This window comes from Mesorhizobium sp. M7A.F.Ca.CA.001.08.2.1 (genome assembly GCF_003998455.1).
Lineage (GTDB): Bacteria > Pseudomonadota > Alphaproteobacteria > Rhizobiales > Rhizobiaceae > Mesorhizobium > Mesorhizobium ciceri.
In genome coordinates this window covers 1-12,897 of sequence record NZ_RZPW01000083.1, presented here as the reverse complement: position 1 = coordinate 12,897, position 12,897 = coordinate 1, and the positions used below count along the sequence as shown (strand labels likewise).

The 12,897-nt window shown below is 62.3% G+C and carries 10 protein-coding genes and 1 pseudogene; 4 read left to right on the top strand and 7 right to left on the bottom strand.

The window, feature by feature from the left end:
• The 3 genes and pseudogenes from EN914_RS07775 to EN914_RS07765 form a co-directional block, all read right to left on the bottom strand.
• A pseudogene (locus tag EN914_RS07775) lies at positions 1-1,308 on the bottom strand (SPOR domain-containing protein); the annotation flags it as partial.
• Between the two features lie 103 nt (positions 1,309-1,411).
• Positions 1,412-3,169 carry an arginine--tRNA ligase gene (argS, locus tag EN914_RS07770; RefSeq protein ID WP_024503845.1) on the bottom strand — a complete coding sequence of 586 codons (1,758 nt, stop codon included), beginning with the start codon at positions 3,167-3,169 and terminating at the stop codon, positions 1,412-1,414.
• A 75-nt stretch (positions 3,170-3,244) separates the two neighbouring features.
• Positions 3,245-4,459 (bottom strand): deoxyguanosinetriphosphate triphosphohydrolase, encoded by a 1,215-nt coding sequence (locus tag EN914_RS07765; protein ID WP_024503844.1) that lies wholly within the window; start codon positions 4,457-4,459, stop codon positions 3,245-3,247.
• 90 nt (positions 4,460-4,549) lie between these two features.
• On the opposite strand from EN914_RS07765, the gene erpA reads away from it, so the two are divergent.
• The 4 genes from erpA to EN914_RS07745 all read left to right on the top strand — a co-directional run bounded on the left by erpA (position 4,550) and on the right by EN914_RS07745 (position 6,496).
• Entirely contained in the window at positions 4,550-4,897 is a 348-nt protein-coding gene (gene erpA, locus EN914_RS07760) for an iron-sulfur cluster insertion protein ErpA (RefSeq protein WP_013531288.1), read from the top strand.
• A gap of 1 nt (position 4,898) precedes the next feature.
• Positions 4,899-5,294, top strand: a complete 396-nt coding sequence (locus tag EN914_RS07755) for a VOC family protein (RefSeq protein ID WP_013531287.1) — start codon at positions 4,899-4,901, stop codon at positions 5,292-5,294.
• A 17-nt stretch (positions 5,295-5,311) separates the two neighbouring features.
• Entirely contained in the window at positions 5,312-6,106 is a 795-nt protein-coding gene (gene xth, locus EN914_RS07750; protein WP_013531286.1) for an exodeoxyribonuclease III, read from the top strand.
• Positions 6,107-6,241: 135 nt separating this feature from the next.
• Positions 6,242-6,496 carry a hypothetical protein gene (locus EN914_RS07745; RefSeq protein WP_244506831.1) on the top strand — a complete coding sequence of 85 codons (255 nt, stop codon included), beginning with the start codon at positions 6,242-6,244 and terminating at the stop codon, positions 6,494-6,496.
• A gap of 50 nt (positions 6,497-6,546) precedes the next feature.
• Here the strand turns inward: EN914_RS07745 and EN914_RS07740 are convergent, their stop codons facing one another.
• The 4 genes from EN914_RS07740 to EN914_RS07725 form a co-directional block, all read right to left on the bottom strand.
• A complete protein-coding gene (locus EN914_RS07740; protein WP_013531284.1) occupies positions 6,547-7,386 on the bottom strand; it encodes a tetratricopeptide repeat protein in 840 nt (279 codons plus the stop codon).
• On the bottom strand, positions 7,373-9,097 hold the full coding sequence (ilvD, locus tag EN914_RS07735) for a dihydroxy-acid dehydratase (RefSeq protein ID WP_024503842.1): 1,725 nt from the start codon (positions 9,095-9,097) through the stop codon (positions 7,373-7,375). The genes EN914_RS07740 and ilvD overlap by 14 nt, the downstream gene beginning before the upstream one ends.
• A 306-nt stretch (positions 9,098-9,403) precedes the next feature.
• A complete protein-coding gene (locus EN914_RS07730; RefSeq protein WP_024503841.1) occupies positions 9,404-10,666 on the bottom strand; it encodes an OmpP1/FadL family transporter in 1,263 nt (420 codons plus the stop codon).
• A gap of 358 nt (positions 10,667-11,024) precedes the next feature.
• Positions 11,025-12,897 (bottom strand): valine--tRNA ligase (locus EN914_RS07725; RefSeq protein WP_127389040.1); only part of this gene is annotated, 1,873 nt, incomplete at its 5' end.

Below are 12,897 nucleotides of genomic sequence, written 5' to 3'. Positions count from 1 at the left end.
GTCAATATCCGCGTCGGCCGCTTGGGCCGTGCCAACATGTCGATTTTGCTCAGGCGTGGTTTCGTCAAGATCCCAGTCGAGGTCGCCGACAAGGTCGGCCGGTTCCTCGGCAGGCTCGGCAACAGGCGGCGGGGCAGCGACAGCCGGCTGAGCCGTGACAGGCTCGCTGGCCGCCGGCGCCGTGCGGGAAGTCATGGCGCCCAGCAGCGCATTCAACTCGTCTTCCAGGCTCCGTTCGTCCGCAATCGGGGCGTGCACCGCCGGCGCGACATTGGCTTCTGGCGCCGCCGGCTGGATCGTAGCGGCAGCAACTTCGGCGACCGGCTCTTCGACCGTTTCGGCGAACGAATCTTCAAAGTTCAGGTCGAAGGCATCGTCCGACAGGCCTTCAGGGTTGGAAATCTCGCTTGTTGAGTCCGCAGCATCGGCAAGCACTTCATGCGCTTCCGGCTCGTCGAAGGCGATCGGCTCATCCGCGCGAACGTCGAAATCCATGTCGACATCGGCCATGGCATCGTCGAGGCCAGCAAAGCTCTCGTCGGAGATTGCCTGGCCGTCAAGCGCCGCCGCCTGCTCCGGCATGGCATGCTCGACGGGATCGGCGGCCATGAATGACTGTTCCGCCGCCGAATGGTCGTCGAGCATCAGATCGTCTTCAAGCGACATTGCCACCGCATCGTCGAATTCGTCATCGGAGGCAACCGGCTCGACAGAAGCGGGCGTATCGGCAGCGCTGTACAGGGCCTCTTCGGCTTCCTCATCGATCCGAAGGTCCTGGTCGAGCGAGGCGGCAAGCTCGTCCGCCATCGACTGATCGTCCTCGAAGGGGGACACGTCCTCGAGCGAACCGGCGACGGCAACGCCAATATCGGACGCGAAAGCGGGCTCGACGGACGGCACGGCTTCAGCGGCGACCGCATGGCTGGCGCCGGCGACGTGGTCGTCGATCTCAGCCATGTCCAGTTCGAAATCGTCGTCGAGCGACACCGAAAGCTCGTCGTCCATCGCGCTGGCGTCAGCCGCTTCGAATGCCGGCTCATGCACGAAAGTCGGCTCATGAGCCTGGACAACCGGAGCGGCGTCGCTGTCGTCAGCGCCGAACTCGCCCATCATTTCTTTCTCGAGATCGATATCGAAATCGCCCTCTTCGAGCCCGCGATCGGCGGCTGGGGCCTGCGGCTGGGCGGGCGATTGCGGCCTGACCGGCTGGCGCGGGTCGAATCCCATGATCCTGGTCAGTTCCGCGAACGGATCATCCTCAGCGATGTCGTTGTTGTCGGCTACTCTCAGCTGGGTTCTGTCTGCCATTATTGTTCCCGAACTCGCACTCATTCGGACGCCATGGACGTCGCGTAGGGTTGGCCCTTACCAGCGCAATGTGGGCAAAAGGTGACAGGTTATTTAGTCAAACCTAACGCATTTCAGTGGGCGCGGCGGCCCCGATCAACGTCAGGCCGGACGTCAAAACGTCCGAAACAGCCTGCACCAGCCCTAGTCTGGCATGCGTCAATTGTCGGTCGTTAACCTTAACAAAACGTAAGTCCGGATTATCCGTGCCACGGTTCCAGTGCCCGTGGAAGCTGGAAGCCAGATCATAGAGGTAAAATGCCAGCCGATGCGGCTCGAGCGCAAGGGCGGCGGACTCGATCAGCCGCGGGTATTCGGCAAGCTTGCGGATCAGGCCGATCTCGCCCTCGTCGGTCAGCAATGCCGCGGCCGACGCCAGGCTGTTGCGGTCGAAATTGGCTTCGCCCAGTTGCTCGCTCGCCTGCCGGAACACCGAATGACAGCGCGCCGAGGCGTACTGGACATAGAACACCGGATTGTCCTTGGACTGCTCGGTCACCTTGGCGAAATCGAAATCCAGCGGCGCATCGTTCTTGCGATAGAGCATCATGAAGCGGATCGCGTCGCGGCCCACCTCCTCCACCACTTCGCGCAGCGTCACGAAATCGCCCGACCGCTTCGACATACGCACCGGTTCGCCCTCGCGAAACAGCTTGACCAGATTGCACAGCAGCACGGTGAGCTTGACCTCTTCGCCGGCAATCGCCCGCGCCAGGGCTTCCAGCCGCTTGACGTAGCCGCCATGGTCGGCGCCGAGCACATAGATCAGGTCGACGAAGCCGCGATCGACCTTGTCCTTGAGATAGGCAACGTCGGCGGCGAAATAGGTGAATGAGCCGTCCGACTTGACCAGCGCCCGGTCCATGTCGTCGCCGACCGCGGTCGAGCGGAACAGCGTCTGCTCGCGGTCCTCCCAATCGTCGGGTTTCTCGCCCTTGGGCGGCGGCAGCTTGCCCTTGTAGATATGGCCCTTCAGCGTCAGATCGTTGATCGCGGAGCGGATCTTCCTGGCATTGTCGGCGTGCAGCGTGCGCTCGGAGAAGAACACGTCGTGATGCACGTTGAGCATCGCCAGGTCCTCGCGGATCATCGCCATCATCGCATCGATGGTGCGATCCTTGACGATGGCGAGCGCCTCGTCATCGGGCATCTGCAGCAGCGAGCGGCCGAATTCCGCGACCAGCGCCTGACCAACTGGCACCAGGTAATCGCCCGGATAAAGCCCGGCCGGAATCTCGCCGATGTCGTCACCCAGCGCTTCGCGGTAACGCAGGAATGCGGAACGGCCGAGCACGTCGATCTGCGAGCCGGCGTCGTTGATGACGTATTCCTTGGTCACGTCGTAACCGGCGAAGGCCATCAGATTGGCAAGTGCATCGCCGACGACAGCACCCCGGCAATGGCCGACATGCATCGGTCCGGTCGGATTGGCCGAGACATATTCGACATTGGTCTTCCTGCCGCCGCCAACCATCGAGCGGCCATAGTTGCGGCCCTCGCCGAGCAGTGCGCTCAGATGTGTCTGCCAGAAGCCGTCCTTCAGCCTGAGATTGACGAAACCGGGGCCGGCCACCTCTGTTGCCGCGACATCCTTGTCGTCGCGCAGCGCCTGCGCCAGTCTTTCGGCCAGCGCGCGCGGGTTCTGGCCGGTCGGCTTGGCCAGCACCATTGCCGCATTGGTCGCCAGGTCGCCATGGCTGTCGTCGCGCGGCGGCTCAACGGCAATGCGCGACAGGTCAGGCGAAATGCCGTCTTTGTCTTTCAGATCAAGCGCTTCGACGGCTTTTATGATTCGCGCGGTGAAATCGGCGAAGATGTTCATTTGTGTGACTCTGGGGTCTGGCTCTGGCGGCTTTGCAGCGAATCCGGCTCGTTGGCCGGCAAAATCGAGCCCGCCCTAGCCCAATTCAGGCGTATGGTCAAACAAACGCCGGTGTTCCTTGAGCGCGTAGGTGTCGGTCATACCCGCCAGGAAGTCGGCGACGCTGCGCGCCTTGATGCGATCATCGGCCCGATCCAGCCCCTCGCGCCAGCCATCCGGCATGGCGCGCGGATCGGCGAAATAGGCGTCGAACAGATCCTTGACGATCTGCTCGGCATCCGCGCGCACCCTCATAACCTCCGCGTGCCGGTAGAGGTGCTTGTACAGAAAGGCCTTCAGTTCCTTCTCCAGGGCAGCCATTTCGGCCGAGAAAACCACCATCGTCTCGCCAGCTGCCCTCACTGCATCGGCGCTCGGCGGCCTGATGCGATCGAGATTGGCGGTCGTCGACCTGATCACGTCCTCGACCATGGCCGTTATCTGCCGCCGCATCAGTTCGTGGCCGGTGCGCACGGCATCGAGGGAAGGATAGCGTTCGCGCACGCCTTTCAGGATCGTTCCCGGCAGCGAAACCGTCTCCAGCATGTCCAGCGTCAAGAGCCCTGCCCTCAACCCGTCGTCGATGTCATGCGTGTTGTAGGCGATATCGTCGGCGATCGCCGCGCATTGCGCCTCGATGCCGGCGAACCGGTCGAGTTCGAGATCGTGCAGTTGCGAATAATCACGGATCGCCTGTGGCACCGGCCCTTTCAGACCCTTGCCGTTGGCATCCGTCAGCGGCCCATTGTGCTTGACCAGGCCTTCCAGCGTTTCCCAGGTCAGGTTGAGCCCGTCGAACTCGGCGTAGCGCGCCTCCAGCCTTGTCACGATGCGCAGCGATTGTGCGTTGTGGTCGAAGCCGCCCCAGACGGCCATCTTCTCGTTGAGCGCGTCCTCGCCGGTGTGGCCGAAGGGCGTGTGGCCGAAATCATGCACCAGCGCCACCGCCTCGGCCAGATCCTCGTCGCCGCGCAGCGCCCGTGCCAGGGCGCGCGCTATCTGCGCCACTTCGATCGAATGGGTCAGCCGGGTGCGATAGTGGTCGCCTTCATGGGCGATGAAGACCTGCGTCTTGTGCTTCAGCCGCCGGAAGGCCGTCGAATGGATGATGCGGTCACGGTCCCGCTGGAATGGCGTGCGGGTCGGGCTCTCCACCTCGTCGAACAGCCGCCCGCGCGAGTTTGCCGGATCGCAGGCATAGGCGGCGCGTGGCCGATAGCCGAATCCGATGTCGCCCAACTCACTGGTCATGGCTGATGCTGCCGCGTTTGACTTAGCCAGGTTGACTTGGCCCCTCGCGCTTCATACCTATCATGTGAAACCGAAAGCAAGGTGACGCCCATGGGCGCTGATGCCAAGACTGCCATGAAAGTCGATATGACCGAGGCCGCCGCCAAGCGGATCGCCAGGATTGTCTCGAACGAAGCCGGCAAGACGGCGCTGCGCGTTTCGGTCGAAGGCGGCGGCTGCTCGGGCTTCTCCTACAAGTTCGATCTGGTCGATACGCGCAACGACGACGACGTCGCCATCGAGAAGGACGGCGCCACCGTGCTGATCGACGATTTGTCGCTGGTCTATATGGGCGGATCTGTGATCGATTTCGTCGACGATCTGATGGGCCAGTCGTTCCAGATCCGCAATCCGAACGCCGTCGCCTCCTGCGGCTGCGGCACGAGTTTCTCCATATAGAATGCCTGCCATCGGTGCGGTCCGTCAGATCGCGCTGTCGGCTGGCCGTGACCTCGACGTGACGCTGGCTTTCTGGCGCGACGTGCTTGGCATGGCCGTCCATGCACGCTTCGATCCGCCGGGCATCGCCTTCATCATGGCCGGAGAAATCAGGCTGCTGTTCACCGACGGCGTACCGGCCGGAACCGTCTATCTCGACATATCGGGCCTTGATCAGTTCCATGCCTCGGCTGCTGCCGCCGGCGTGCCCTTCACCGCGCCGCCAACGCTTGTCCATCGCGACACGGACGGCCAGTTCGGTCCAGCGGGGGAAAGCGAATGGATGGCCTTCCTAAAGGACCCGGCTGGCAATACGATCGGCCTCGTCGAACGCCATCCGCCGCAAGAGCCCAACTGAACAGCATCGAGACCGCCATGAAAATCGTCACCTGGAACATCAACGGTGTCCGCGCCCGCATCGGCAACCTGACCCATTGGCTGACCGAGAGCGCACCCGACATCGTCTGCCTGCAGGAGATCAAGACGGTCGACGAGCAGTTCCCGCGCGCCGAGATCGAGGCGCTTGGCTACAATGTCGAAACCCATGGCCAAAAGGGTTTCAACGGCGTCGCGCTGTTGTCGAAGCTGCGCTTCGACGAGGTGATCAGGGGCCTGCCCGGCGACGATGCCGATGAACAGGCGCGTTTCATCGAAGGCGTTTTCTCAACCGACAAGGGCGCCTTGCGTGTCGCCTCGCTCTATCTGCCGAACGGCAATCCGATCGATGACGAGAAGAAGTTTCCTTACAAGCTGTCCTGGATGGCGCGGCTTGAGCGCTGGGCCGAAGAACGGCTGAGACTTGAGGAGGCTCTGGTGCTCGCCGGCGACTACAACGTCATTCCCGAGCCGATCGACGCGCGGTTTCCGGAGAACTGGCTGGGCGACGCCCTGTTCCAGCCGCAGACGCGACAAGCCTTCCGCCGGCTGCTCAATCTTGGTTTCACCGAGGCGGTGCGCGCGGTCACCGACGCGCGCGACACCTATACGTTCTGGGACTATCAGGCCGGCGCCTGGCAGAAGAACAACGGCATCCGTATCGACCACCTGCTTTTGTCGCCGGAAGCCGCCAACCGATTCTCATCGGCCTCTATCGAAAAGCATGTGCGCGCTTGGGAAAAACCATCCGACCATGTCCCGGTGGCGATCGATCTCGCGCTTCAGCCGGCTTGAGAGAACCCTCGCCGGGCCCGTCTGCGCTGAACCCTCATATCGCCACATTTCGCGCCGTTCATTGCAGACCAGCATGGCGGCTGGGGTTCCATGAGCGCACGATTTCATCTTTGTCCCATTGGCCTGGCATTTGCCATGGCCGTTCCTGGTACGGCATTTGCCGACCAGGAATGCCTGGCCAATGGAAAATCCTACCAGATCGGTCAGGTCGCCTGCCTGACGGTGGCCGAGCAGAGCCATCTGGCCCGCTGCGATATGGTGCTCAACAACACCTCGTGGACGAAGATCGGGGATAGCTGCCCGGAAAACACGCTGGCGCCACACCCCCATGTCACGCCGATCTCGACGCCGGCGCCCAGCATGGTGCCGACGGAGCCGATCGCGAACTGAGCCAATCTCGCGCCTTGTGGGGGAGATCGGCAGTTCAGCCGCCAGCAAAACTACTGGTCCGCGTTGTTGCCCTTGGTGAGGATATCATCGGCCAGCGAGATCGCGGTGCGGCGGTCGGCCTCGCCGGCGGTGGCAAATGCCTCTTCCTGCATGCCGCGGATCCAGGGCTGGTCAGCGGGCGAAGCGCGTTCGAGCGCTGCCGTCATCATCGCCAGGCCGCGAACGATCTTGCCGCTCTGGAACAACAGATGGCCCAGCGTCGCCTGGGCGCCGGCATGGCCTTTCTCGGCGGCGAGTTGGAACCAGCGCCCGGCCTGCTTGACGCTGGCCTTCACCCCGCCCTCGCCCTTCAGGAACATCTGCCCCATCTCGAACTGTGCGTTCGGGTTGCGGTAGTTGGCAGCCGCGCGCATGTAGTATTCCTGGGCCGCCACCTCGTTCTCGGTGACCGGGCTGCCGGGAATGCCCGTGCGCAAATAGTCGCCAAGCGCCACCAGCGCATCGGAGACATAGCTTTCCTCGGGCGAGCCGGGCTCGACATCCTGGTCGACGATCTCGGAGAAGAACTTGAACGCCTCATAGTCGTCGCGCGCCACGCCGTCGCCCTCGGCATACATGCGGGCAAGCTTCCAGGTGGCGCCGATCTGGCCGTTTTCGGCGGCGTATTTGTAGGCCTCGGCAGCCTGCTCCTTGTGGCCGTTCTTGTAGGCGGAGAAGCCGAACTGGAAGACCGCCCAGGGGCTCGATTGCGGCTTCACCCCGGTCTTGTCGTCGAACACCTTGTCGTCGAAGGCCATGGCCTGGCCGACGGCGCCAAAGGTCGCGCCAAACGTGGCGGCCACGACCAGTGCCGAAAAGACAGATGACCTCAACAACTCAGATGTCCGCATAACAGTGTGTTTCTTTCGCACCGCCCGGATGGGTCACCGCGCCATCGCGCGCCGGCCCTACCGTCTGTGCATATTTCCATATCGCGCCCGACTGATAATCGGTCGCGCGCGCCTTCCATGTCTTTGCCCTCGCCGCCAGTTCGCTATCGGACAACGCCACATCGATCGTGCCGTTCACCGCGTCGATCGAGATCACGTCACCATCCCTGAGCAGTCCGATCGGGCCACCCACGGCTGCTTCGGGGCCGACATGGCCGATGCAGAAACCGCGCGTCGCGCCCGAGAAGCGCCCGTCGGTGATCAGCGCCACCTTGCCGCCCATGCCCTGGCCGTAGAGTGCTGCCGTCGTCGACAGCATCTCGCGCATGCCGGGGCCGCCGCGCGGTCCTTCATAGCGAATGACGAGAACCTCGCCTTCCCTGTAGTTGCGATGCGTCACCGCCTCGAAACATTCCTCTTCCGAATCGAAGCAGCGTGCCGGCCCGGAGAATTTCAACTCCGCCATGCCCGCGACCTTCACGATCGCGCCTTCGGGGGCCAGGTTTCCCTTCAAGCCCACGACACCGCCGGTTTGGGTAATGGGTCTGTTGGCCGGGCGGACCACATCCTGATGCTCATTCCAGACAACGTGCTGCATGTTTTCGGCCAAAGTGCGGCCAGTCACCGTCATGCAGTCGCCATGCAGATAGCCGTGGTCGAGCAGGGTCTTCATCAGCAGCGGAATGCCGCCGGCCTCGAACATGTCCTTGGCGACATATTTGCCGCCCGGCTTGAGGTCGGCGATGTAAGGCGTCTTCTCGAAGATCTTGGCCACGTCGAACAGATCGAACTTGATGCCGGCCTCGTGCGCGATCGCCGGCAGATGCAGTGCCGCGTTGGTCGAACCGCCGGTGGCCGAGACCACGGTCGCCGCATTCTCCAGCGCCTTCAGCGTGACGATGTCGCGCGGCCGGATATTTCTGGCGATCAGCTCCATGATCTTTTCGCCCGAGGCGAAATTGAACCGGTCGCGCATTTCATAGGGCGCCGGCGCGCCGCAGGAATAGGGCAGCGCCAGGCCGATCGCCTCGGCGACGGTCGCCATGGTGTTGGCGGTGAACTGGGCGCCGCAGGAACCGGCCGAGGGACACGCGACCTGCTCGATCTCAAGCAGTTCGTCATCGCTGATCGTGCCGACCGAGTGCTGGCCGACCGCCTCGAAAACATCCTGCACGGTGATCTGGCGGCCGCGATAGCTGCCGGGCAGGATCGAACCGCCATAGATGAAGATCGACGGCACGTTGAGCCGCACCATGGCCATCATCATGCCGGGCAGCGACTTGTCGCAGCCGGCGAGCCCAACCAGCGCGTCGTAGCAATGACCGCGCATGGTGAGCTCGACCGAATCGGCGATGACCTCGCGCGACACCAACGACGACTTCATGCCCTGGTGACCCATGGCGATGCCATCGGTGACGGTGATGGTGCAGAATTCGCGCGGCGTGCCGCTGGCGGCCGCGACGCCCTTCTTGACCACCTGCGCCTGGCGCATCAGCGAAATGTTGCAGGGCGCCGCCTCGTTCCAGCAGGAGGCGACCCCGACCAGCGGCTGCGCAATCTCGGCCGCCGACAAACCCATGGCATAGAGATAGGAACGATGCGGCGCACGCGCCGGACCGACGGTCACATAGCGGCTAGGGAGCTTAGCCTTGGAGATGACTTTGGCGTCCATACTCTTCCTTGCCCCATCTTCCCTGCAAATGGGGCGGAGCGGCCTGCCCCCTCGCCGAGCCTTTTGGCGCGTGTCCCGAGACAAGATCGAGGTGCGCCGGGTTTATGGCGGGAAATGGGCAATTTCCTCAGCCCGGCTTCCAGCGCAGGGGTTGTTCAGAAAGTGTTGCCAAAACGCCACAATCGCACGAGGCGCAAGCGGTTTGGATTACGTGCAATGCAGCTTGGATGAGACAATCGCGGGCAATGCGATCTCAAACGAAAAAAGCCGGGCAGTGCCCGGCCTTTCATGCGCAATTTCAATTCGTTACCACTTGACCTTCAATGATGTTGAAAGTGCCGTGACAAGGTCGTTGCCGAAGTCCGCAGTATAGCCATTGTCATATGTTAGGCCATCATCTGGGTTTACGGCCGTATGGATCGATCCACTGGTCAGCACTCCCACCGCGCCCCCAAGTCGAACCTCGATGTTCTGAGTTGGCGTGTAGGCCACGCCACCGCTGAGGGTCCAGGTATCGGTCTGGGCGCTCAGGCCGGTCGACGTTCCGCGATCCCACGTGATAACCGCCGCACCGCTCCACTGATCATTGAATTTGTGGCCGACGCCGCCGGAAACCGTCCAGCCATCGCGATAGAGTAGATCGAGCGAGGTAAGCCGCAATGGGCTGGTCGTCGTGCAGGATGCCGTGCCGGTGGGACAAAACGGAATGCTCTGTAGCTCGCTCCAATTCATCCACTTGATGGATCCGAATGCCAGCCAGCCAGGAGCTATGCCCGACTGAAGCTTGAGCTCTACAGAATCCGGAACCTGCGAAGAACCACTAACATTCGTCACTTTGCCCAAAAACGGATTTAAAGGATTGAGGGCCGCGGGAACCTGAGACAGATCCAGCGTTCCGTCCAAATTGTTGAGCTTGACCGCCGAATTATAGACCAAGCTGGCGCGCAGGGCGATATCCGGAATCTCATACGCAACGCCGGCTCGCCATCCCCAGCCGTCACCCTCAAGGTCAAGCCGCCCTATGCCCGCACCGGGAATGGGAGCCACCAATTGTTCTTTGAAGCCAGAAACATTCTCGTGGAACACGCCGCCGATAAAACGAAACTGTCCTTTGCCGAGATCCATTTTGTAGGAGCAGGTTCCACCCACAGCCTCGCTCTTCACCTGGGTTTCAACATTGCTGTTCGCGCCGGCCCAATTCCGACCCGGGTTGCTGGACGCACCAATCGGCTGGCCATAGTCCACGAGGCAATCGACGGGGCCCATACCCGCCTTGATGCCGACGCTCGGCACCCAATAGCTTTCGGTATCGCGAGCACTGTTGGAGAAACCCATGAGGTTAAGGGGGCCGTCGGACGGGTCGGTGTCCTTCACGTTCTTGAGGTCGCGCTGCGGCATCACATAGGTGCCGGAGACCTCACCCGTGACTTGGGCAGGATCGAACAGCAGATCGATATCGTAGCCGCCACGCTCCAGGCCGCCGGCATGTGCCGGATTCATCGCCGTCCCGATCAAAGCCAGCGAAAAGCAGCCCGCCCCCAGCAGCGCCTTCAGTCGCAGAATAGTCATGAAATGTCCTCCCCCGAATTCGAGTGCACCAAGCTAGAACCAATTCAGGTTAACGGTGCAACAACGAATTCGCGGGCGTACATGTACACACTGGCCAGCCGCATTTTCGAGGAAATGCAACCGGGTGCGGCAAGGCCGAAAAATGGTCTGTGAAGGCTGAGCGGCTCTCAAAAAACAGGGAAAACCATCCAAAAGGCTCGAAAACAGGCCTTTTTTGGGGTCCGGGAGCCCCATTGTTACATTATGGCAACAATGGGGCTAAAACTTCCGTTTACGTCAATATTAACGCAACGGAATGCTGATTTTCCAGGCGGAAAACCAGCATTTTAGAGGGGTCTAAAGTCTCGCGAATCTACCCTCAGCCGGCGTCGCGAACCCTGGCCAGCGCGATCGACAGCTTGTCCTGTGCATCGCGGTATTCGGCGAGCTTTTCACGCTCGGCATCGACGATCTCGGCCGGCGCGCTGGCCACGAACCTCTCGTTCGACAGTTTCTTGTGCAGGCGCGCGATCTCCTCGGTCACCTTGGCCAGTTCCTTCTGCAACCGTGCAGCCTCGGCGGCGAGGTCGATCAGGCTGCCAAGCGGCAGGCAGATCGTCGCCTCGTTGAGCACGATCTGCGCCGAACCCTTGGGCGCGATATCGGCAAGCGAGATGTCGCCGACCCGCGCCAGCCGCTTGATCGCCGACTCCTCGCGAACGAGGCGCTCGCGTGTCACATCGTTGGCGCCGACCACGACGAGCGGTGCGATGGCTGCCGGCGGCACGTTCATCTCCGAACGCACGGAGCGGATGCCGGAGACGAGGTCGACCAGCCAATTGATGTCGGCTGCAGCCTCGGCGTCTTCGAAGTCCGGTGACGGCCACGTGGCATGGCACAGCAGCGAGGGGCGTTGCTTGCCTTCGCCAGCGGTCTGCGCCCACAGTTCCTCGGTCATGAACGGCATCATCGGATGCAGCAGCTTGTAGATCTCGTCGAGCACGAAGGCGACGCAGGCTCGGCTTTCGGCTTTGGCCGCCTCGTCGGTTCCCATGAACACCGGCTTCAGCAGTTCCAGGTACCAGTCGCAGAACAGGTTCCAGACGAAGCGGTAGGCGGCACCCGCCGCCTCGTTGAAGCGGTATGAGGTGATGCCGTCCGTGATCTCGCGCGCCGCCCGCGTCAGTTCGGTCAGGATCCAGCGGTTGACCGCCAGTTTGGCGTCGTTGAGCCAGAAATCGTCATTGCGCGCGACCTCGTTCATCTCGGCAAAACGCGTAGCGTTCCACAGCTTGGTGCCGAAATTGCGATAGCCGGCGATGCGCGCCGGATCGAGCTTCACGTCACGGCCTTGTGCCGCCATCACCGTCAGCGTGAAGCGCAGCGCGTCGGCGCCGTATTCGTCGATAAGGTCGAGCGGATCGATGACGTTGCCTTTCGACTTCGACATCTTGGCGCCGTTCTTGTCGCGCACCAACGCATGGACATAGACGGTGTGGAATGGCTCCTCGTCCATGAAGTGCAGGCCCATCATCATCATGCGGGCGACCCAGAAGAAGATGATGTCGAAGCCTGTCACCAGCACGTCGGTCTGGTAGTAGGTCTTCAGCTCGGGCGTCTCGTCCGGCCAACCCAGCGTCGAAAACGGCCACAGCGCCGATGAGAACCAGGTGTCCAGCACATCCTCGTCGCGGGTCAGGATCTCGCCCGGCTTGAAGTTCTCCAGCTTGTCCTCGACCCAGGCCTTCCACGGTCCTTCCAGCGCCAGATAGAATTCGATCGCGGCGCTCAGCGCCTCTTCCTCGGTCTTTTCGACGAAGACGCGCCCGTCGGGCCCGTACCAGGCCGGAATCTGATGACCCCACCAGAGCTGGCGCGAGATGCACCAGGGCTGGATGTTCTCCATCCAGTCGAAATAGGTCTTTTCCCAGTTCTTCGGCACGAAGTTCGTGCGACCTTCGCGCACTGAAGCGATCGCCGGTTTGGCCAGCTCCGCCGCATTGGCATACCATTGCTCGGTCAGGAATGGCTCGATCGGCACGCCGCCGCGATCGCCATGCGGCACCGCGTGGCGATGCGGCTCGACCTTTTCGAGGAAGCCGCCCTCTTCCATCAGCTCGACGATCTTCTTACGCGCGACGAAGCGATCGAGGCCGTCGAGTTCGTCCCAGACCGCCTGGCGCTCCGGCGTCACCTCGAGACCGGCACGGAAATCCTCATTGTCCCTGAGACTTACCGCCGCCTCCGTGGTC

What these genes read in the sequence shown, in the direction of transcription:
- argS (WP_024503845.1), bottom strand. Translation starts at nt 3,169, where the DNA reads ATGAACATCTTCGCCGATTTCACCGCGCGAATCATAAAAGCCGTCGAA.
- EN914_RS07765 (WP_024503844.1), bottom strand. Translation starts at nt 4,459, where the DNA reads ATGACCAGTGAGTTGGGCGACATCGGATTCGGCTATCGGCCACGCGCC.
- erpA (WP_013531288.1), top strand. Translation starts at nt 4,550, where the DNA reads ATGGGCGCTGATGCCAAGACTGCCATGAAAGTCGATATGACCGAGGCC.
- EN914_RS07755 (WP_013531287.1), top strand. Translation starts at nt 4,899, where the DNA reads ATGCCTGCCATCGGTGCGGTCCGTCAGATCGCGCTGTCGGCTGGCCGT.
- xth (WP_013531286.1), top strand. Translation starts at nt 5,312, where the DNA reads ATGAAAATCGTCACCTGGAACATCAACGGTGTCCGCGCCCGCATCGGC.
- EN914_RS07745 (WP_244506831.1), top strand. Translation starts at nt 6,242, where the DNA reads ATGGCCGTTCCTGGTACGGCATTTGCCGACCAGGAATGCCTGGCCAAT.
- EN914_RS07740 (WP_013531284.1), bottom strand. Translation starts at nt 7,386, where the DNA reads ATGCGGACATCTGAGTTGTTGAGGTCATCTGTCTTTTCGGCACTGGTC.
- ilvD (WP_024503842.1), bottom strand. Translation starts at nt 9,097, where the DNA reads ATGGACGCCAAAGTCATCTCCAAGGCTAAGCTCCCTAGCCGCTATGTG.
- EN914_RS07730 (WP_024503841.1), bottom strand. Translation starts at nt 10,666, where the DNA reads ATGACTATTCTGCGACTGAAGGCGCTGCTGGGGGCGGGCTGCTTTTCG.